Annotated in this window: 14 protein-coding genes and 4 pseudogenes; 5 read left to right on the top strand and 13 right to left on the bottom strand. The window is 40.2% G+C overall.

Translation table 11 applies throughout. The features are described 5' to 3' along the window. Positions 1-19 precede the first annotated feature (19 nt). Positions 20-162 (top strand): annotated as a pseudogene (locus EV146_RS28030) (IS3 family transposase); the annotation flags it as partial. On the opposite strand, the pseudogene EV146_RS28445 reads toward EV146_RS28030, so the two are convergent. Both EV146_RS28445 and EV146_RS23970 read right to left on the bottom strand, forming a co-directional pair. Then, positions 141-342: pseudogene (locus tag EV146_RS28445) on the bottom strand (IS3 family transposase); the annotation flags it as partial. The pseudogenes EV146_RS28030 and EV146_RS28445 overlap by 22 nt on opposite strands. Positions 343-490: 148 nt before the next feature. Then, positions 491-970 (bottom strand): YfmQ family protein, encoded by a 480-nt coding sequence (locus EV146_RS23970; protein WP_132011260.1) that lies wholly within the window; start codon positions 968-970, stop codon positions 491-493. A 1510-nt stretch (positions 971-2480) separates the two neighbouring features. Between EV146_RS23970 and hepT the strand changes: the two genes are divergently transcribed. The 4 genes from hepT to EV146_RS23950 all read left to right on the top strand — a co-directional run bounded on the left by hepT (position 2481) and on the right by EV146_RS23950 (position 5084). Further along, a complete protein-coding gene (hepT, locus tag EV146_RS23965; RefSeq protein ID WP_132011259.1) occupies positions 2481-2867 on the top strand; it encodes a type VII toxin-antitoxin system HepT family RNase toxin in 387 nt (128 codons plus the stop codon). 100 nt (positions 2868-2967) lie between these two features. Beyond that, positions 2968-4083 (top strand): tyrosine recombinase XerS, encoded by a 1116-nt coding sequence (gene xerS / locus EV146_RS23960; RefSeq protein WP_132011258.1) that lies wholly within the window; start codon positions 2968-2970, stop codon positions 4081-4083. Positions 4084-4383: 300 nt separating this feature from the next. Next, a complete protein-coding gene (locus tag EV146_RS23955; RefSeq protein WP_132011257.1) occupies positions 4384-4785 on the top strand; it encodes a nucleotidyltransferase substrate binding protein in 402 nt (133 codons plus the stop codon). Beyond that, the gene (locus tag EV146_RS23950) at positions 4782-5084 is read left to right on the top strand and encodes a nucleotidyltransferase domain-containing protein (protein ID WP_132011256.1); all 303 of its coding nucleotides are present in this window, start codon (positions 4782-4784) and stop codon (positions 5082-5084) included. The genes EV146_RS23955 and EV146_RS23950 overlap by 4 nt, the downstream gene beginning before the upstream one ends. 7 nt (positions 5085-5091) lie before the next feature. Here the strand turns inward: EV146_RS23950 and EV146_RS27315 are convergent, their stop codons facing one another. The 11 genes and pseudogenes from EV146_RS27315 to EV146_RS23900 all read right to left on the bottom strand — a co-directional run bounded on the left by EV146_RS27315 (position 5092) and on the right by EV146_RS23900 (position 22054). Next, on the bottom strand, positions 5092-5262 hold the full coding sequence (locus tag EV146_RS27315) for a hypothetical protein (RefSeq protein ID WP_158287204.1): 171 nt from the start codon (positions 5260-5262) through the stop codon (positions 5092-5094). A gap of 400 nt (positions 5263-5662) precedes the next feature. Next, positions 5663-5931, bottom strand: a pseudogene (locus EV146_RS23945) (MFS transporter); the annotation flags it as partial. 91 nt (positions 5932-6022) lie between these two features. Further along, a complete protein-coding gene (locus EV146_RS23940; protein WP_132011255.1) occupies positions 6023-9676 on the bottom strand; it encodes a cupredoxin domain-containing protein in 3654 nt (1217 codons plus the stop codon). 526 nt (positions 9677-10202) lie between these two features. Next, positions 10203-11448: pseudogene (locus EV146_RS23935) on the bottom strand (MFS transporter). A 630-nt stretch (positions 11449-12078) separates the two neighbouring features. Next, positions 12079-13500 carry a metallophosphoesterase family protein gene (locus EV146_RS23930; RefSeq protein WP_132011254.1) on the bottom strand — a complete coding sequence of 474 codons (1422 nt, stop codon included), beginning with the start codon at positions 13498-13500 and terminating at the stop codon, positions 12079-12081. Positions 13501-14066: 566 nt separating this feature from the next. Then, positions 14067-15404, bottom strand: a complete 1338-nt coding sequence (locus EV146_RS23925; protein ID WP_132011253.1) for an Nramp family divalent metal transporter — start codon at positions 15402-15404, stop codon at positions 14067-14069. Positions 15405-15560: 156 nt separating this feature from the next. Continuing rightward, the gene (gene ilvD / locus EV146_RS23920) at positions 15561-17225 is read right to left on the bottom strand and encodes a dihydroxy-acid dehydratase (RefSeq protein ID WP_132011252.1); all 1665 of its coding nucleotides are present in this window, start codon (positions 17223-17225) and stop codon (positions 15561-15563) included. 62 nt (positions 17226-17287) lie between these two features. After that, a complete protein-coding gene (locus tag EV146_RS23915) occupies positions 17288-18607 on the bottom strand; it encodes an FAD-dependent oxidoreductase (RefSeq protein ID WP_158287203.1) in 1320 nt (439 codons plus the stop codon). A 196-nt stretch (positions 18608-18803) separates the two neighbouring features. Beyond that, entirely contained in the window at positions 18804-19121 is a 318-nt protein-coding gene (locus EV146_RS23910; RefSeq protein ID WP_199232714.1) for a DUF3870 domain-containing protein, read from the bottom strand. Positions 19122-19333: 212 nt separating this feature from the next. Then, a complete protein-coding gene (locus EV146_RS23905; protein WP_132011249.1) occupies positions 19334-21313 on the bottom strand; it encodes a beta-galactosidase in 1980 nt (659 codons plus the stop codon). Between the two features lie 39 nt (positions 21314-21352). Continuing rightward, on the bottom strand, positions 21353-22054 hold the full coding sequence (locus EV146_RS23900; RefSeq protein ID WP_132011248.1) for a DUF624 domain-containing protein: 702 nt from the start codon (positions 22052-22054) through the stop codon (positions 21353-21355). Between the last annotated feature and the right edge of the window lie 5 nt (positions 22055-22059).

Raw genomic sequence — 22059 nt, 5'->3', positions numbered from 1 at the left:
GTTAACAGGTGAAGAGGTGCTTCTTCTTCATTCAGACCAGGGATGGCACTACCAGATGAAAAAATATCAACTTTCTCTAAGCGAACGAGGAATTACACAAAATTTGTCCCGTAAGGGAAACTGTTTTACGATTATGCTGTTATTGAAAATTTCTTTGCTGTTTCCCTTAAGGATGTCCCTTGGCCGTCATATAATTTAGTACATCCAGTTTATACTCCAGGGTGTAAGTTGTATAGGACTTTTCAAAAGCAGCCTCACGCCTGAATTCATATTGTTTAATCCAATTGTGAAAAACGCCAGAATTACCTCCAATGAATTAGCCACTGTTTTATGACCCTCGCTACGGTTTACCTCTTTACTGCTGTAATTTTTCTCCCAAAGTAAATTTGGCCATTAAAAAACTGCACCTCCAATTGTTAGCTGTGTCTAACAATTGGGGTGCAGTTCATTTTGGGGTTGTCTTTTTTCTTCTTTGCATCTAATGTCAAAACTATGACCTGCTTCTACCAAGAATATCCTTATAGACATTTATATTTAATGCATTAGTTGATTTAGTGAAATTTTGTAGATCATCGGAACGCAGAATATAAGATACCACTTTTTTCTTGTATTGCTTCACCACATCAATATGGTCATCGTAACTATAAACAAAGAGATTTGTCTCTTTTTTGCCTCTTTTTACAGTGATGACAAATGGAGTAACATTAGTCTCTGGATGCAAAAATAATTTTTCATTACCTGGGAATATATAATATTTTTTTAAAAATGTCGATTCATTAAAATAATTCGTAAAGCTAATTTTTTCATCCTCTTCTAAATGCTTTCCATTAAATGTTACAGCAACCTCTTTTGGATCAAGTTTTGGATGGAGGGCAAATTTACTTAAAACCCATTCCACAACTGCACTTGGAGGACTCATGATAAATTTAAGGATCAATCCAACTAAGAATATGGCAACGGTCCATGTCATAATATTTCAACTCCTGCAATTATATCTGATTAATAATATACCTGTAGGTACTCGTTTAGTTCAGTGGCATTAGACTAAGATAATCATTATATATAATAAGGTAATTCTAAATGTAATCAACCATCCAAAACTCCAAAAATATAACCAACCACTTAGTTTAAGTACATCCTTTTTCTGCTATCAAGTCTATCATGTCGACCGTAAGAATGAAACCAACCCCATATGGCCCTTTTTCTCACACAGGTAAGTGACCACCCTGTTTTGGCGTGCCTGTATATAGAGAAACTTAAACAACCGTAGTAAAAGAGTACAGCTTCGCTGGTTCGGACTAAAGTCCTCACCGTAAATAAAAAGAACAAAATACCTATCCAAAAAGATACTAACCTTAGTGAAATAAAAATAGGTAATACAGTTTAAAAAGCGTTGCCGCACGATAGTTAAGGCAATGGCGAAGCCAAAGATAATGGTAATAAATCTGTACATAGTTAAATAAAATTAAGGACAAGTCTGGTCAGTCCTGGCTAGCATCCCATACCTCCCCTGTCAGCTTTAATTTGCTGGCAGGGGTTCTTTCTTTATATCTTTTTCTCCTAATCCCAGTAGCCATTAGCTGGCCTTGCACCTAATTTACCCCTACCTTCATACACTAAGGAATAGGGTATTGCACACCTCTTTTATATAGATTGCCCTCTCCATTTCCAAATTCATGGCAGGGGGCTATTTTATTTGAACTCACTGTACGGAATGTCTGAGTAAGCCTGTTCATAAATATTTGAAGGTTCCAGTACTATTACATACATGCCACTTTTTATTATTATTGAACGTGGCATTTTAGGAATCAGGAAAAAAGGAATTGATCATAAGGAAATTCTTGATTATTCGTATAAAACCAGGGGAGGGGAAATGGCGTTCTTCAAAGTTTACATAAGATATCTTTAAGGAAGTTAAAAAGTGAGAATATTTGTTGTCTCATTATACTAAGTATACTTATAATATTGAGACAGAATGAAGATTTTTTCCATGCATAAAAGCAAAAAACTGAAAAAATCTACGTTAAATGAAGTTTGTAAATCGCCGTTATTTATCACCAGACTTAGACAAATGCTTTGTATAAACCCAAACATAATAAAAATTGATTAAATCTCATTATCACTAGTATACTGGCTTATTGAGACGCGATTTTTTATAGTCAAAAGTATTAACGTGTATTTATAAATTCAGCCTTTCTAATCACATCAATGGTTATTGATACTAACAGTGATGTATATGTCTGTGTCTGCAGAAGGGGCTCTACATTGTAAAAACAACTATTCGTATAATATAAATTTTACGAATAATATGACAAAAATTAAATTATTTGTTATAATACCTATAAGAATTTATGGAGGATTTTAGGTTTTCAACATGAAAATGGAAAACTCCTTTTCAATACATAAAATACCTAAACACCCAATATTTATCTTTTCATAAACCATTTTGTTGAAAAGCTTTGAAGAAAGTGGGTCTTTTAATGAGAAATGAGCTAATTTTATATATAGTAAACATTGTTGAACGCTGTATTAGGTGCATTCATGAAATATATGATAACAATCCCAAACACCTTGAGAACAGAGTAAAACGGGACACGATCATCCTAAACCTACAGCGGGCATGTGAAGGATGCATTACTTTGGCTATGCATATTGTAGCAGAGAAAAAGATTGGACTGCCACACAACAACATGGAAGCCTTTAATTTACTGGAAACTGGGGGTGTCATCCCCTCCTCTCTCTCAAAAAAAATGAAGGATTTGTTATTGAAAGACTATCAAGATATTAATTTAGACTCCCTGAAAAAAATACTCGATCACCGTCTAGTAGACTTTTTTCATTACACAAAAACGATATTATCTTATTGATTAAGTTTAAAATAATAAAATTATGTTAACAAATATTCGTAAAAATTGTATTATACGAACTATTGTTCGTTTTTATACTAGCAACATTGAGGTGTGGAAAATGGCAATTTCAAAACAACATGAGTACTACGAGAAAAAACTGGAGCGATTGCTAAAAGACATGCCTCCCTATGTAGTAGAATTTGTCGATGCCAAACAGGACATACGCTCCCCCCTTACCCTTTTCAATTACGTGAGGGATTATAGAGATTTCTTCCATTGGTTGATGGCTGAAGGTATCGCTAAATGTGAGAAAGTTAAAGACATATCCCCCTGTGTTCTTGGAAATTTAGCATTGGATGAGGCTAGAAATTATTTCAAATATATCGGGCGCAAGAAATATAAGGTATCTCAGAAAGATGATGAAACAAAGAGAATTGATCCTAAAACAGTCAATCGTCATAAGTCGTCCCTTCGGTCGTTGTTCAAGTATTTAACGATTGAAGCCGAATTGGAAAATAGAGAACCCTACTTTCACCGAAACGTCATGCAAAAAATAGAGGTTACTAAAGTTCATGAAACATACAATGAGCGGGCGAAAAAGCTTACTGATAAGATATTCATCGATGACAAGGATTTGGATTTTCTGGATTACATAAAGGATGAATATCAGGACTCCCTTTCTCCTTCTGAAAAAAAGTACTTTTTCCGGGATAAGGAGAGAAATATCAGTATACTTTCATTGTTTTTAGGGACTGGGATTCGCGTGAATGAATTATCAAACCTCCGTATAAAAGATATTGACTTTACTTCAAAAGAAATCAGTATCATTCGAAAAGGGAATAAAAAGGATACGGTGTCGGTAACCCCTTCAAGCATGGAAGACCTCCAAAGGTATATGAAGGTAAGAAAGGAAAAATATAAAGCTAGTAATGGAGAGAACGAATATGTATATGTTAAGCTCTTCAAAAATCAACCACAACCTCTGACGAACCGGGCAATCGAAAATATCGTATACAAGTTTACGAAGTCATTTGATAAAAGAATGTCTCCCCATAAGCTTAGACATACTTATGCCACCAATTTAGCAGAACAAACAAATGGAGACATACCCTTAATCATGTCCCAACTAGGTCATTCCTCTTCTGATGTCTCCTTACTTTACATTAACACAAGCAGGGAGAAAGCGAGAAAAGCTGCGGAGCTTTTGGATAAGCGAAGAGAAAATAAATCTTAATCTAATCGTGACTGATAAACTAGATTCAAACATACCATAAAACAAAATCATTGGAATCGGTATTGACTGTCCACCATCTGTTACTTTATCTCCTTTTTAATCTAAGGTAATGGGTAGAGATAAAAATGAGTAAAACACAAATAGGCCCTACTTATCCATACAAATGGGTTTAAAATATTCAACTATTGTAAATGGTTAATCATAAGAACAAACTGAAAACAGGCTTTTGGCTGTATGCCACCTTTGGAATTCAGGACTGAATCTTATTTTTTCAGATATAATTAATTTATGAGGTGTAATATGTCAGAGAAATTAAAATATAAACTAGATAATTATGAAAAGGCAGTCTATCGATTACAGGAAGCGGTTCAACTTCCGCTAGAACAATCCATTGTGCTTGACGGTATTATCCAACGTTTTGAATTTACATATGAGTTGGCTTGGAAGCTAATGAAATCTTTTTTGGAATATGAAGGAATAGTGGAAGCAAATTCACCACGAGCTGTTTTTAAGGAAGCTTACAGCATTGGCCTAATTAGCAATTCGGAAGATTGGCTCAGCATGATTGCAGACAGAAACATAACATCCCATACTTATGATGAAAAAATGGCGCTACTTGTATGTGAGCGGATTACTACGCAGCATGTACATATTTTAGTCACGCTCCTACAAACATTAAAACAAAGGATACCGCCCTTATGAGTGAGGATACTGTGATCCAACAGATTATTTCATTGCTGGAATCATGCCAGGGCGTCAACGAAGCATATTTATTTGGCTCACGTTCCAATGGTACTGCGGGCGAACATTCGGATTACGATATTGCTATTAAGACCAATGGCATCAGTGATAAGGAGTTTAACCTCCTAGCAGTACAAGTTCAGGAGGATATTAATACTTTACACAAGATTGACTTTATCCATCTTAATACCCTTAATAATCCCGTATTGTTAGGAAATATCATTAATAAAGGTACTCTTTTATATAAAAAATTTGCTTAATCGTGTATTAGCACATAAGTGAAACCAGGTTCTCTGCCATTACCCTTTGTTGTTTCAAACCTTCCGTTAAGTCGGGAGGTTTTTGTATGCTTTTCCCTGTATTCATGAATATGGCAGCAAACGATAAGTTGGGTTTCGTCCAGTTATGGACTTGAACAAGATCAGAACTTTTCTCCATCCTGATTTCTCCCTTCCGTGTTACAAATCTATTAATTTTGAACTAATAGTTTTTTCTGCTTTAAAACATAATAACAATTATAATAATGTTAATAATAACATTATTAATTTTATAAACATATTACATAATATTCAGTCAACTATGAACTCCCTCTTAACAAGAATCCCCCTTTAACACTTATTTCTGCTTCCAGAAAATTAACATATCTGAAATGTATGTATAGATACTTGATTCTTCCTAGCAAAATCAATAACATTTCATCATTTCGCTTCATTGTAATTTACCCTCGATGTATAATGATGTCACTACACTACCCAGATTTATTCTACACAAAAACGTCCCTACATCGCGTAGAGACGTTACTATTAGGTATTAACTAATTGAAGAGTTATTCTTGAAGTTACGAATCTTTAATTAATACTTGGTTTCGTCCTAAAATAACGGCGTATCATGATAAATACTCCAGTTCCTGCCAACAGCAATTCAATTTTGATAATGTCAGCAATTGGTCCGAAAATCAGCATTCCAAGTGGCATCATCGAGGTTGAAATCATCCCCATTACGCCAAAAACTCTTCCTAAATAATCTTCTTCTACTTTCTCCTTTCTACTGCAATAAAACAGTTGTTGGTGTATTAAAAATGGGCAATGCAACCCCGAATATAGCCATGGCTTTAAGTGAAGGCAGCTTTTTTCGTTATCTTTTTTTAGAGGGTTAAATGTTACTCTTTAAGACAGATTTTCATCCATTTTACTGTATATTAAGATTCCTCCAATCTTGGCAAATGAGGTTTGGTGCTGCCATGAACTCGTATGATTCCCCACATCCCTTGTTCGATATCCCACCGCACATTACCTGACCGGTAAAGATAATCTCCAGGGAAATTGAAGGTTCCACCAGCCCCTCCAATCAGCTGCAAGTCTTGTGCATCCCCTGGGACCATATGACCCACAAATGAAACGACTCTAGAATCGACATCCCTTGGGTCGAATTTCCACTTATGGCCGTGAATGTGAAAGGTGTGAGACCTTCGACGCTCTGATGGCATGGTCAGACGAACGACAACAGAATCTCCGGGGTAAGCTTCAAATACAGGTGTTGATGGGTCTCCAAAAACTTTTGAGCTGAATAAGTCCGCCAAGACTGGATGTTCCCGGTAACGGTTGATGAGTCTTTCAGAGCGGTAATTGAAACCGCGCGAACCATTGTCATAGGTATCCACTTCTTCACCCGGTTCCGATTCAGGAATGACACCTGCGAGAGGATCAATAATTACCTGACCCTCCTTATCCACTAGCCTGACACCATCATGCATGATGAGGACGAACTCCCTTAATCTTCCCAAAACTGGGTGTTCTATGACTGCATTCGTTCCTGCCTTTATCGGCTCTAGTGAGTGCGGGTCCAGATAGTTGGATGTGAAACGGGGTTCTGCGATGAACGCTCCGAACGCACCAAATGAACGGTGATTACGCAAATCCGCTACATCCCACATCGCACAAGTCCCGACATTAGCAAAAACATACCAGCGGTAAGTGATGCTTTCCCCAGGTCCTACCGTCTGATCTGGATTGAATCCTACCGTAACCCCACCTGATGTTCTGACGTCATAATCAATTAAATTTGGGTGAAGCGAAATCCTTAAAGAAGGCGGATAAAAAGCCTGTTCCTTAACTGGCGGATACGGGTGAATGCCATCCGGGAAGGGAAACTTTTCAAATTCCAGGCGACTGGTCAGCGTGACTTCAATCAGATCACCTTCATTTCCCCGTAACACCAGAGGTTCAGGATTTTTGCTCCCGCATAAAATATCTTCTACTTCTTCCTCTAGTGCAAACACAATCCCGAACGGGTCATGGTCACCATAGTTGTTATACACAATTGGTGTCTGAAAAGCGACGACACGGTATCTTCGGACAGGTGCATCAAGGGGTGCCAAGGGAGGCAAGACACTTAAAGGATCAGCGAGCTCAGGAGGCTTACCCGTCACTTCGGGAAGCGGTGTTGTCCTCGGTGGAGGAAGCGGACGGTCCGACAATGGGATGAGATCCTCAACCTCTTGACCGAAAGCCCGGATCAGGCCCCAGGTACCAAGCCACACATCTTCCTCATCCTCGAATGCCCATAAATAATCCCCTGCCCTCGGAATCGCCATTTCTAGAGTAAACGATTCCGATAAGCTAAGGTGTTGCTGTGACGTCAGGATGGAATCCTTGTCAGGGCGTTCAATCGTCCATCGTAAGCCATGGATATTGAAGCTATGTGACTCTTCCTGGGCTCCCTGGAGCAACCGTATCCGGATGGGATCCCCTTCATAGGCCATTAGAATCGGAGTGACTGGGTCACCATTGACAAAAGAACTGAAGGAATAGGCAGGGTCGCAATCCTTCCCAAGCCGGAACTGCAAGGGCTCATTTTTGTAATTGACGGCAAAAACACCGGGGTCTTCCTGTGAGCCAGGGAACAGCGGAGGCTGGAGCGGACAGCCGTCTTTATCAAATAAAAGGGCAAAGTCCTGGACAAACAATGCAAAATCGCGATAGTCCGGAATCAATGGATGTTGTACAGTCACCTGGGTACCATGGAACACTTCCTCTCCAGTTCTTGGGTTGAAAAAGCGTGAAAAACGCGGCTGGATGACACCGCTGCCGAATGCACCATGCTGCTGATGAGAACCAGGAAATAGATGGTCATGGAAGAAGAAGGCTTTTAATTCCGTGTCCGCATACCATTCATACCGAATCGTTTCCCCTGGCAGCACCGAGCTGTCATAATTCCACCCTACGTTCGCACCGTCTGTTACTAGGACATCGAATTTGACAAAATGGATATGGAATCCATTCTCATATGTCCTTGTTACGAGCTGGAACGCATCTCCATCAAGGACATGTGGCACTCGGTTGGTGAAATTCATGCGGATACAGGAGCTTGCCGGGATTTGGAGTACAAGGGGTTCAGGTTCCTTTTTGCCAGAGAGGACATCATCCAGTTCTTCGTCCAGTACATATACCCTTCCTTTCGGATCATGCCACCCCTGGCGGTTATAAATGATGGGGAGTTCAATCAACGAGACATTAAATTCAACGACAACAGGGTTGCCGAGACAGGAGTCAACAAAGACCGCTCCTGGTCGCGCATTTGGGACAGCTGCATTTCTTTCCAGCTCCGTCATTTCCCTTCCGCCTACAATTCCAAGCGGAGGCCTTGGGGCTTTACAACCAACTTTTCCTGGAATGAAGTTAGGGAATCCAGGTCGCTCCTTAGTTGGTTTAGCCGGACATGGGCGGTCCGGTAAAGGCTGGAGCGGGGCAATCGGCACCCCGTTAGGATAACATTGGCTGCCGTCCTGAAGGGTATCGAATATCCGGTTGATTCCCCACATCCCTGCATCAAAATGTGGATACAAGTGGCAATGGATGACGACATCGCCAATTGCTCCCTGCAGGCTGCCAAGACCATATAACGGGACAACATCATAATTGCTTTGAGGGCTGATGGCCTGGGCATCAATAATTTCGGATAATTCATTATGTGGATCCTTTTGCCACTGATGGACATGGTAGTGGAAGGCATGTGTCTCTTTTGACGCACCATGAATCAAGCGAATGACGGCTGGGTCGCCGCGGTATCCCCGGAGAATCGGAGTTGAAGGGTCGCCAAATACCCAGGAATCATGGTGGACCTCTTCTCCATCAAGCTCAGGGCTGACGATGCCTTCCTCGATCAATTTTTTACGGTTTCTAAGAGGTTCATAACGATAATTGACGCCATGAAAAGATTCAGCCTCCTGATTAGTCATGGGGTCGAGGGGACGGTTGCCAGTTAAATCATCTACCTCCATCTCGTCATTAAAAAACCAGGCATACTCCCGGAAGGAGGGTAAAAATGGATGATGGATATCGGCAAAAACACCACTTTCAATCGGACCGCCTGTGACTGGGTCCGTCCACCAGGATCCTCTCCGCTCCACAATCAGTGCACCAAAAAGACCTTGAATGCTTGAGCCATCCTCTGTGCTTGACACATTTCCCAGATCAGTGAAGAAGTGGATCCCCTCTGTCAAAGCATCGAGCTTGTACGTGATGGTTTCCCCACATTCTGCCAAAGAACTAGGGTTATAACCCACATTCGAGCCATCAGAGGACTTTACATCATAGTCCGAGAGTTGAAAATGCATCCCGATAGCAAATGGCAGTTGATTCTCGAATATAATCTCGACCAAATCACCTTCATTGGCCCGTATGGTAAGGGGCTGAACAAGTTCAACCGAAGCAAATGGACTTTCCTTGACCAGTTTCTTTACTTCGTCTTCATTTTCCTTCAGGACATACATTCGTCCATTCGGATTGTGATCGCCGAAATTATTTAGCACTATTCTAATGGGGATGGCCACTACGTGAAAGCGCCTAAACATTTGGGTGTCCCCAGCATAAATCATCTGTTAATTCAGAGATACATGGTCCACCAGGCAGCATGATATAAGTAACCTCAATGTTACAGGTATGAGAGGTTGTTCCAGCCATCAATAAAGTCCTCCTTTTTCTTGGGTTTGAGAAACTGAGTGGTCTATAAACATTTATAAAACCTAATTATGTGCCTACTCAATTGAACGGATAGCGGGGTTTGAAGTTGGAAAAGAACGAATCAAATTTTCTATACAAATTGTGATAATATGATGGGTAACTATTTCTACCCTAAATACATATGCTTATTGAGTTATATAATTCACAACAGAACTTACCAACATGACTAAAAGCAGTTTTTTCTATTCTTATAGGTACTTTAAGGGCAAACTTTACAAAGGAGCTAAAAAGAGCTCCCAGGGATGCCTGATACTGGAGCCACTGCATTTAACCAAAGATTTATTCTAGATAAAAACGCCCCTACTTTACGTAGAGACGTTAATATGAGTTTTAAACTTAAATTATTTTTTCTTGAAGTTATGATTTTTTAAATGCAGGCTTTCCCGCTTCAATTAATACCTGGTTTTGTCCTAAAAGTACGGCAAGTATGATGATAAACACTCCAGTTCCTGCCAGCAGCCATTCAATTTTGATAATGTCAGCAATTGGTCCAAAAATCAGCATTCCAAGTGGCATCATCGAGGTTGAAATCATCCCCATTACACCAAAAACTCTTCCTAAATAATCTTCTTCTACTTTCTCCTGTAATAAAACCGTTGCTGGTGTATTAAAAATGGGCAATGCAACCCCGAATATAGCCATGAAGGCTAAATAACCCCAAAAGAATGGAACCACTCCAAGTGCAAATGTGCAAACGCCCATAATGACACTTGCGGATCCTAACGTTTTTATTTTATTTTCAAAGCCACCCCAGGAAGCGATTATACCCCCACCTACCATCATGCCAATGGAGAAGGCAATTTCAATCGCTGATAATCGCCATACGTCGTCACCAAAACTGCGTGTTACCTGAAGAGGTGTCAAAAATGATGCTGGTGCCATTAACACAAAGAATACCGCAAAGAACAGGAAGAACTTCTTCAGAAAATCATGGGTATTCACATAGTGCAGCCCTTGTTTAAAGTCACTAAAGTAGCTTGTTGTTTGTTTTTCTGATGCTTTCTCATGTACAGAAACTTTTAAGAAGGCCAGAAGTGTAACAATGGCAATGGCTGCTGTAATGACATCTATATAGAATATCACTTCAATTGTTGTCAGTCCTAATAGCGCCGCACTAACCATTGGAGATATGAACATAATAATGGCTTGAATACTGCCATTTGCTCCATTCACCTTCGTCAGTTTATCCTTAGGGACAATCTGCGGTAAAATAGCCCCTACCCGCCGGCATTTGAATTCCCGTTCCGAACGCACGAACCGCTGCCATTACAAAAAGCAGCCAAATTGCATCAAAGCCCATAGAAAAGAGAATAGCTAGGGTCAGAGTTGCAATTGCGATAAGTCCGTCTGCTAACATAATCAGCATCTTACGGTTATAGCGATCAGCCCAAACCCCAGCAACTGGTGACAAAATAAAGGTCGGGATAAACCCACAAAGAATATACAATGTCATCATCAACCCGGATTCTGTTGTTAACGTGATGTGCCACATAATTGCATACTGAACCAGGGAATATCCAAATAGTGAGATCGTCTGGCTGCTTAAAAAGAGAATGATATTCTTTAACCAGTTCTCCTTGATCTTATTATTTATTTGATTCATTGATTAACAGCTCATTTCTATAGAAAAATTTATTTGCTTCACCTACATCCATAAGATCATACCGCTCTATTCATTCACTTTTCAAAGACAACAAAAAAGAAGGAACATTGTTCCCTCTTTTAAATAACCGTCAAGCTTAGGTTTCCTTAAAAATAGACAGACTAATCCCGTTACTCTGAACGTAGGCAGAGCCTTCAAACGTATTTAATTAACGGATGAAAGTTGGGAATCTTAATCTCATAGATGCTGTCACAAGAAAAACCTCCACTTCTTAAGAATACTTTTATCGTATCAAAAGTGCTTCAATAAAACAATTATATTTAATGGCAGACGATCTTTCTCCTGCTTCCTTTAACACAACGAAATCATGAAATAAGCTACCCTTCCACTCATCATTTATAAAAGAAAGCTACGTTCTTATGAACATAGGTAAAAATTCGTCTCCATCTCAGCACAAATGATATAGCCCCTCCTGCCAAATTATCTGTCGTGCACAGAAATTCTTATCACGAAAGAAGTTGTATATATATTGGGGAGAACAACTTTGACACAGAGACAGCAATCTCTCTTTCAGTCATCACTGCATCCAGGTTACACCTTAATTTATTAAAATCTACTTGCAATGAATGATTATATATTTACTTTTTCCTTTACCATTAACGTCTTCCCCAGCACTCTCAATGAGCTATTGCTTTCATTGCCGAATGCATCAATTGCAATTACCTTAATTTCATATAAAGTATCAGGTTTTAATCCATCAATAGGTAGTGTAATAGGATTAGGGACAGGATCTTTATAGAATTCAGAAAAGCCTAGAATCTCTTTCTCTATTTTTCCTGTTCCCATATTGACAACAGTCATTTTGTAATCATGGACCAACAAGTCATCTTTAGCTTGAGAAAACATAACAGCAAGACTGGCAGCCGTCGTTTTGTCATGAATTAGTGAAATCATTGCATCCTTTGTAAAGAAGGGTGCTTTTTTGTCCCGGTCGTCAGTATATATAAACTTATTCTTCTTGGCGGGTTGGGAGATTTCAAACGGCTCCCCTGTCCAATCATTGTTATGTATATCACGACGATTAATCAATACTTTATTATTATAGACTTCAACGATGAGGGCCTGGTTTAGAACATTCACGCCCTCTGGCACTTCCCCTTGGACCCTTCCAGCGTCAAGCCACAAATAGGCACCTGTTGAGGTTCCAATAGAGGTAAAATCCTTTTGATGGATAATTCTAGGATCGTCTAGTGGGTAATGAGTATGACCCGAGAAGGAAATTACCTGAGGATAGGCTTTTAAAGTATCGTAAAATAGATTACGATTTTCAGAAAAGCCCCATTCGCTGCCGTAAACCGTCCCCATTATCGGCTGGTGATGAAATACAAAAATTGGTTTTTTTGGATCATCACTGTTTGCCTGCTTCAACTTGTCCGCCATCCACTCAATTTGTTTAACCGAAAAGGTTCCTTCGGTTACTCCATCCTCTGTTCCGAGGACAATAAAATGATAACCCTTGATCACTTTATGGTAGTAAATCGATTCCATGGAGGATTTTTCAAGGAATCTCTTTTGCGCATCCTGTACCGCTAACCCGTTCCAGTAATCATGGTTACCAATCGCTACCAAGGAAGCTGCTTTTGTTTGTCTCCTTGCGTTATAAACGGAAAAGAATTTATCGTATTCTTCTGTGTGCCCATTCTCCGTTAAATCACCTACAACGACAAAAGCATCCTGCATTGGAGCAATTTCATTCAATTGTTCTAAAGTGGATACAAACTTATCCAGATTATCATTACTATTGGATTTAATATGTACATCGCTAATAACAGGGAAAACGATATCTGGTTTCCTTCCTTTTGCCTTGCCTACGGCGCTACTGGATGCTGCCATCACAGGAAACCCAGGTAATGAATTTACTAATGTTGCACCCATAGCCGCTCCCACTACTAATGTTGTCTTCTGCAAAAATCCTCTACGATTCATATTCTCATTAGGTGAAATACCCTGTAGCCAATTAACCTCTTCTTCTGGATTCTTTTTGTCAGTCATTACACTTGCTCCTCACCTTTTATTAGAACGCTAGAAATTTTATACTAAGTTCATAACCATTTTACTTATGAATTGTAAATTGGTAGTTACGGAGAGTTAAATTAGTATTAAGAAAACATAATACATCATATTGTACTAAGATTAATTGATAAATTCATGGGTTTGAATGCAACTTTAATACTATCAATATCAATAACATAATTGTTGCCATTAATATATTCAAAAACATTAATAATAATAGTTGAAATCGAAATTTACGCCACCAATTAGGTGTTGGAGTAGGCGTTACAAACCTACTTCATCAAGCATTTTAGTAAGACGATTATCATTTCAATGTCTAAAAATATCTAAGAATTGAAAACAAACTTAAAAAAATGGTCATAATATTTTGTTGCCACCCTGTTAAATAGTTGTATCAACCTTTTAAACATGGATTATATTAAAATTGCTAACGTGAAATCCATCCGATTATAACCGATAATATTCCAATCCTTGCCTTTGGCTTAGAAAGAAAAAGAGGAATCCCCTAAGGCGAGGATTCCTACTAATACCATGCAGGTTTTAAATTATGAAAATAAACTAACGGCTGTTTGATACGTTCCCCAAAGGGCCAATGCTGTTAAAAACAGCAATAAGACATTGTCTAAAGGTTTTCTTGCTTCCTTGCCCATTAAATCCTTGCGATTGATCAAGTACAATAAACCAATGGAAACAAGGGGCAATAGGATCAACTGGGCAGCGTTTACGACAACCGTCAGCCAAATAAATCCCGGCATTCCCGGTATAGACCAAATTAAAGGCAAGAATAGGACAGTAAAATAATAAAGACGGTAAATTGGATCTTTTTTATAGGAGGAGTACTTATCCTTCCGTTCAGGTTTGGCAATGTAAATTCCTTCGATCCCCATCTTCGGAAATCCAGCTGGATAACCAATCACCCCGCTAAAACAAGCACCAAATACACCAAGATAAATAATCACTGTACCTAATGGCCCTAATACCATCCCTAAACTTTCAGCCAAACCTTGGAAACTCGTGATTTCAATGCCTCTTGGATGCAGTACTTCCGCTCCTATTACCCAAACAGCCAAGTCCAACACAATGATGATGAAAATGCCGAACAACAGATCATACCTTTGAACCTTCCTATGTTCAGGCCTGATATAGCCCTTTTCCTTCATAAAAGTCGGATACAGCAGATTGGCCAGTGATCCACCTACTGCCCCTATTAGGGAAGCAACAATCAGGAGTGCATCAAAGGACCCCACTTTATCAGGGACATCAAAGGTAAAGGTACCCTTGGCCATTTCACCCCAACTCGGCCCGACTAGCATAGCCCCTCCAATCAAACTAATCGCCATGATCGCCAATACAATCTTTTCGGTTAATTCTAAATAGGAATAAACCGATCTTCCAGTTATGAGAAATCCAGCAAAAACTGCGACGGTTGCCCAAAGAAGAGTACTCCCGGTACCCGTAAGGAGAGCAATCGATTCACCAACACCCTTTGCAAGGAAGGCCACGTAAAAGTGACCCAACAGTACTCCCCCTATCCCTAGAATAACAGGGATGATGGGTGAAATTTTACCGTAGCCCTCCATTATGGACAATCCTTGAATGTTTAACAACTGAAACTTCGCGATGATATCGACGAGAATATATCTCATGACCAGGGCCAAGACCAGGCCCCACATAAGAGTATACCCATAATGGGCTCCAGCCAGGGAAGAGTCCACTAAATCACCGGCACCAAGCCAGGTTAATACTACTACGATTCCGGGTCCGAAGGATTTTATATACTCCCAAAAGGTTTTGGGAATCGGTGCCCCCAGCTGTTCATCACTGACATCTGTTGATGGAAGCACCGGATTTTCTTTATTTAGATTAGTATTTATATCAGCCATTTAACATCCCCCTATTCGTTACCCTTTATGGTCGTATTAATGTTTCAACCTCGGCCCGCTACCCCAATGCGAAAGCGCATTCATTTCAAGGTTGACTATTCAGTTTAATACTGGAAAGTGGGTTGATCGTGAAAAGAGTCTTGAAGGATGAAACAGTCACTCCAGTAAAATAGACCCTTTATTGCCAGACTGAACAACCTTTTGATAAATTTTCAACCACCCGCGCGGAACCTCCTTTTCGGTTGGCACCCACTCTTCAAGCCTATTCTGTAGCTCTTCATCACTAATAAGAACATTTATCTTCTTATTTATTAGGTCAATCTGAATGGCATCGCCTTCCTTTACTACAGCTAATGGCCCACCCTCCGCCGCCTCCGGCATGATCTGACTGACTAAAATCCCTCTATTCAAACCAGAGTTCTGTCCGTCTGTAATGACAGCTACCTCTTCATTCATCCCCGCTCCTGTTAAAGAAGCGATAAAGTGAGAAGCGGTTAGTAAAGTTCCTGGACCTCCTTTTGGCCCTGCTTCACGAATTACGACTACATCCCCTGGTTGGATAGCCCCTTGTTCCAATGCTTCAATTGCTTTTGTCCCAGAATTAAAAACCTTTGCTGTACCTTCAAAAAACTGTTTGTCCTCAGGAGCCGATGATGCCTTTGAAATGGCTCCCTCCGGCGCAAGGTTTCCTCTCAAAATAACCAGGCCAGAGGTCTTTCTCCAAGGATCATTTGAGCTCCTTATAATCTTTTCATCCACTTCCTTTAATTCCTGTAAATTTTCACCAACCGTTCTTCCTGAAACGGTGAGAATGCCCTGATTGATTTTATCTTCCAATTGCTTCATTACCCCCATGGCACCACCCGCTTGCTCCAAGTCCTCAATATGGTCTGGACCGTTTGGCCTGACATTGACCAGTAAGGAAGACTCTTCCACAATCCGTTCAAATACCTGGACTATGTTAACGTCAAGTTCGGCTTCTGCAGCAACCGCAGATAAATGTCTCAATGAGTTGACTGATCCACCGATCGCCAATGCAACTCGTACCGCATTTTCAAAGGCTTCCACTGTTAAAATCCTTCGGGGAGTCAGCTCTTCATGAATCATTTCAACAATTCTTCGGGAGGAACGCTCAATAAATTCATAAAGCTTCGGGCTGTTCGCGGCAATCGGAGCGATGCCCGGCAATGTCATCCCTAATGCCTCGGCTAGTATGTGCATGGTATTGGCTGTCCCCATTCCCGCACATACACCTGGAGTCGTAATTCCAACATTGGTCATATCAGTAAGCTGGTCAACGGAAAGATCCCCTTTTGAAATCTTACCAACCGACTCAAAAACATCGTCAATATCCACAAACGCCTTTCCGCACATGCCTCCCTTGTTGTATCCGCATGGAACAATAATGGTGGGGATATTAAGGCGCGCACCTGCCATCATATGGGCGGGAGCGGTCTTATCACAGGAAGATAAACAGATCATGCCATCCAACAACGCCCCTTCAACCATGACCTCGATATCATTTACGATTAAATCCCTGCTTGGCAAGATGTAACGTCCTTCTCTGCCTGCATTCGTAATGAAATCACTGGGAGCCGTCGTCCTGATTTCAAAAGGAACACCTCCTGCCCTGCGGATCCCTTCCTGGACCTTTTCTGAAATATCATCGAGATGAATGTAACAGGAAGACAAGGTCGATGAAGTATTGATAACAGCTATTTTTGGTCGTTCAAAATCCTCTTCCGATAACCCTAAAAACTTCCACTGAGTCCTTCTTACCGCCCAGCTGGTAGAACCTGGTTTTAGATTACTTCTTAGCATGTTTCTTCCTCCTAATCTATCATTTCTATAACATCCGCCTCTAGGTAAGGGCTTTCAATTTATTAACCTAGAAATGCATTTTGTGCTTTTAACAGTGACTGAAGGTGATCAATTGGGATATCCCTGACTTTATTTTGATACCCAAGCGCCAGATAAGCGGCACTTCCCGCGGCCTGGCCGACAGCCATACAAACTGCCGATACCCGAGTGGAAGCTTGTGCCTCATGAGTGGTTGATATATTCCGCCCTGCCGTCAGCACATTCGATATGTTTCTTGGGATAAGACAACGATAGGGGATTGTATAAAACTTTCCCGGTTCCAGCCATACCCATGTGGTCTTGTTGTCAGAACCATGGATTTCAAGAGGCCAAGCACTACAGGCAATCACATCATCAAACCTTTTGTATGACAAAATATCCTCTTTGCTTAGCGTGTACTCGCCTCCGATCAGCCTTGCTTCCCGTATTCCAATCTGAGATCCAATATCGACTACCTTTGCTCTCTCAAACCCGGGAACATATCGGCGAAGAATCTCTTCATAGAGGAATACTTGCCTTCTACCCTCTATTTCCGCAAAGGTCAAGTCTTCTGCGCTAAGCGGATTAATAGGTTTTCCGTCCTCCCGGGCTATTTTCGTTACGTTGAGATGGACTACTCCGTATAGAGGGGTAATGTGAATCCCGCTCGAGAGCCGAGGCAAGTCATATCCATCATCCTTTGCCTGTTGAAAATAATGTTGAAAATCATTCCTCGTCAGTTCATTCATTTTTTCCAGATTAACGTTGGCCATTCGGAACATAGCAGACGGAAACTGTGTAATGCCATTGCTGCCAACCTGATAAGGAGCACCTGCCATCGCCGCTATATCCCCATCACCCGATGCATCAATAACGACCTTCGCTTTAATCAGAGATCGGCCATTTTTATTTTCAACGATGACCCCATTGACCTGATCCCCTTCCATTACAATAGAGACGGCCTGAGTATGATAGGCAATCCGAACACCCGCCTCTGAAATAAGTTCGTCGGCTACTCTTTTAAGAATGGATACATCGTAAGGAGTTGATGCCGTCTTTAACCACCGATTTGGGGGGAGAGCTCCTTCATATTTCTTTAGACACTCAATCAACTCTTCTTGAAAACCTTTCACTACTGGAATGATTTCATCCTCTGTAACGGTGAATATTCCACAAAAGCTGCCTAGGGTGACCGATGTTAATGTTCCTCCTAGGAACCCATACTTCTCAATAAGGTATACATGACAACCATGCCTAGCTGCCGTAACGGCAGCTGCCAACCCTGCAGCCCCGCCACCAACAACTAAAATATCTGTCTTAACTGAAACTGGGATTTCTCTGCCGGATTCCACCAAAGTATCCACTTCTGATCTCCTTTCCTTCTCAATAACGGTATTTCAGCAAATCATGAGTAAAATAAAAACAAAAAGAGACCCTCGAATTTAAGATTGTAATAACCTTAAACATCGGGTCTCTTGTTTTTCGGCTAATGGATAAATAGATCCTTATAGGGGACCTACTCAGTTAACCGAAGCAAATAACCACCGTTTGGAGTTATGATCATATTTTTACCTTTTCATTTGAATAAATAAAACTTCGATATCGATTATGTACTGCCCGTAATGCCACAATAATGGATTTTAATGCAGGCCCCTGGTACCGCTCTACATTTTTAATGATTTCTTCTATCTCGGAGTCCAAATTCCTGCCAACCAATTGCGCTCGGATAAATTCCATTGATAGCGGGCTGACTAAAGTGATACTGGCATCAAGAATAGTTGATGTCCTTATATCTATTAACAATCCAATAGCAATATTCCCAAAAGTCTGCTTCACGGAAGTATTTACGGGAGGATTACTATTTCCAACAAAGTACATTATATTAGGATCCGTATAATCAATTTCCATAAATTCCCCCTGGTCACCTATTACCTAACGATTTATTGCTTTCATTTAAACATAATCTGATTTTTCTGTCAATTATTTCTTTGATTATTCAAGTTCCCTTTCGTTATTATTTACATAATAAATTTGAGATTTAATGCCAATAGGTTCTTGTCGTTTCATAAAAGCAAGTATAAAAAATGACTTTAACAAAAAATTGGCGGTATTTGCCTTGCTTGTTTAGTAGTTGGAGTTTTTCTTCCTTCGTGTATATCCAGTACAGTTTGGTTTGCGATTCTGACATATTCAGTCATCTCATGATATTCCTGTAAACAACAATCCAAGAAACCTATTTGATAGTTCTCCCCATCGAACCTTCCCAAACAGCTTTGATCATTCAACTGAAAATAGTGAGCGCCAATAAAGTTGGGATGGCTTGCCGCAGACTCCATGTAGTATCTATACGCATGTCCGCGTTCCCCTTGATTGGGTACCCCTTTAATACCTGTAGCCGTTAAACCCTTGTCAATCGCCCCAAAGTGGAACTCCCCGATCATCACAGGTTTATCAATGAAATTTGCCACTTCTTCAATTTTATTTAAAGGTGTCTCCTGGTAACAATTGATTGAAAAAATATCAAAGTACTCAGACCCTGACAGCATTAATTCACTTGCAATATATGAATAACGCATCCCTAAATTCAGGTGGTTGCCATCCACTTCACGGCATGCCTTTGCTGGGATTTCCACATAACGGCGAATCATGAGCTTGGAAAAATCATACAAGTCTTGATAGGCAGAAATGGATAGGATAGAGGCCTTCGGAAGTGGTGTGCACAATTCGCAAAAATCCCTTAAGTTTAAGCCCCATGCATCATTGAATGATTCAACATTTTGGTATTTCTCTTGCATATGTTCAATAAAAACCCTTTTTGAAGCACTAAGAAAAGGGGTGGCCAGCATTTCCTCCGCAATGTTTAGATTGTATACGAAACCCCATTCAGGTTCATTTCTCATGAAATAACCAATCATATTAGGGTCATCTTTGAAAGGTTCGAGAGCTTTTGCGTAGTTATTGGCTCTCTCTTCGTATTCTGTTGCAAACACATCGGGGAAGTCCCTGAAAATACAATTTTCTGTCCTCGGGAATCCGTCTTTTACAAATGCATCCAATGGAATGACATACGGCATTTTAGCCCATTTGATAAATTCAACGGACGACCAGTTCCCAATGGTGTTGATTCCCCACTTATGAAGATAACTCTTTATGATTTTAGCCCAGGAAATCCACCAATCCTCCTCACCAAAAGCTTCTTTTAGATTCTTCAACATGAAATCAAATTTTTTTTGATCCTTACTGACTCCCATCATGTTCAAGGTTTCAATGATGTATGGCATCATTACATCAACCCTCGTGACCGCTCCTGGATTGATGCAATCAATTCCACTCGAAAAGAAAGTCCTTCCATTCGGATCAACAAGCCACCACTTCCCATCTTGCTTTTCCGTATGGAACCACCCTGTCTTTGACAAGTTCTTAATATTGCCACTGGAATGATACCATTTTTCAGATTTTAAATTCTCGTTTGTCTGTTCCGCTTCTCTTAGTTTCTCATTTAAAAAGGAATTGAGTTCTTTGCGACTATCAATTTTTTTGGGCCATTCCTTCAATTTCCATTGTCCAAATTCATCGATTAAGGTTCTGGGGTCATGAATTGCTGCCTCTTCCTCATTGCTAAGATATATTTCCTTTAGTTGAATCTTTCTGTCCTCGAAAAAGGGCCGAGACTTGAGAAGAACAGCTGCCACACTTTCCTTTAGCAGCGGCTTACCCGAAACCATCATGCGCAGTCTTCCCGGAGTCCTAGGTGGAAACAAATGTTGGCTGTTTAAGTAACTCAAACTGATAGGAACCGTAACGTCGGAGCTTGGTAGAATATCAAAAGCAATGGATAAGTTCGCTTCCTCATTCACTGATTTGCTTCTTTCATAGAAGTCTACCTGTAAGGTAAGGGTCTCCGTTGTGGTATTTTCAAGGCGCATAATGAAATATCGATATTCTTTTAGGAGCTCACCTGTAAGCGGGAGCCCTTGTTCAGTTGATAGAGGTAATGATGTGCCGCTTTTTGAAAGGTGTAGCACATTCCCTGCTGAGGAATAACATTTTTGGTTTGGAATGATTTTCACAGTTTCACTCTCCCATCATTGAAAAATGTCAGACCAATGTCAAACCCTTTGATCTTCTCTTATACTTAGTGTCTCTTTCCTTTCCTCTTGCCTTATACACTCCCTATAAAAATGTGTTGCCAATAGTACGATAATGCCAGGGCAACCAAAGATAAGCAGAGAGGGCATAAATATCGCACTTAAATAAATGACCAAAAAAGATTCAAGCATCATTGAAATCATCAATACAGGGTGCCTGCTCATTAATTGGCCAGTCACCTTAAAATAGCCTATGAGACTGTTGGAACGATCGACTAGTATGGTAAGCAGGAAGATAAAATAGAAAACAGCCATAAACATAAAAAGAATAAATACCAACCCCGAACTAGTACCCAGCAACATAGAATAATAGGAGAATTGTAAATAAAACAGGCTCATAAGAATCATAATAACCATACCGACTTTCATGCCAGTTACATATTCTCGCTTTACGTATTTCCAATACGTCAGGAAGAGTGGAAAATCATTTTCACGTTTGAAAAATTCCCTTGCAACCCCCAGTGTACCAATGGTGCTTGGAACCATGATAAAGGGCAAAAACACTAATCCTGTCAGCATTAATGTTCCAATTTGCCCTTCATTTTCAACACCGAAGGATGCAAAGATGAGAATCAAGTAAGGGAAATTGGCTATCCACCACATAAGGGTTATCCTTACAACCGCATAGACCCACTTTGTTATAAATGTTGTTGACTTTATCATAAGTT

Origin of the sequence: Mesobacillus foraminis, assembly GCF_004340465.1 — a bacterium.
Taxonomy (GTDB): Bacteria; Bacillota; Bacilli; order Bacillales; family Cytobacillaceae; genus Mesobacillus_B; species Mesobacillus_B foraminis.
The sequence above is the reverse complement of the archived record's forward strand: the minus strand, read 5'-3'. Positions and strand labels throughout refer to the sequence as shown.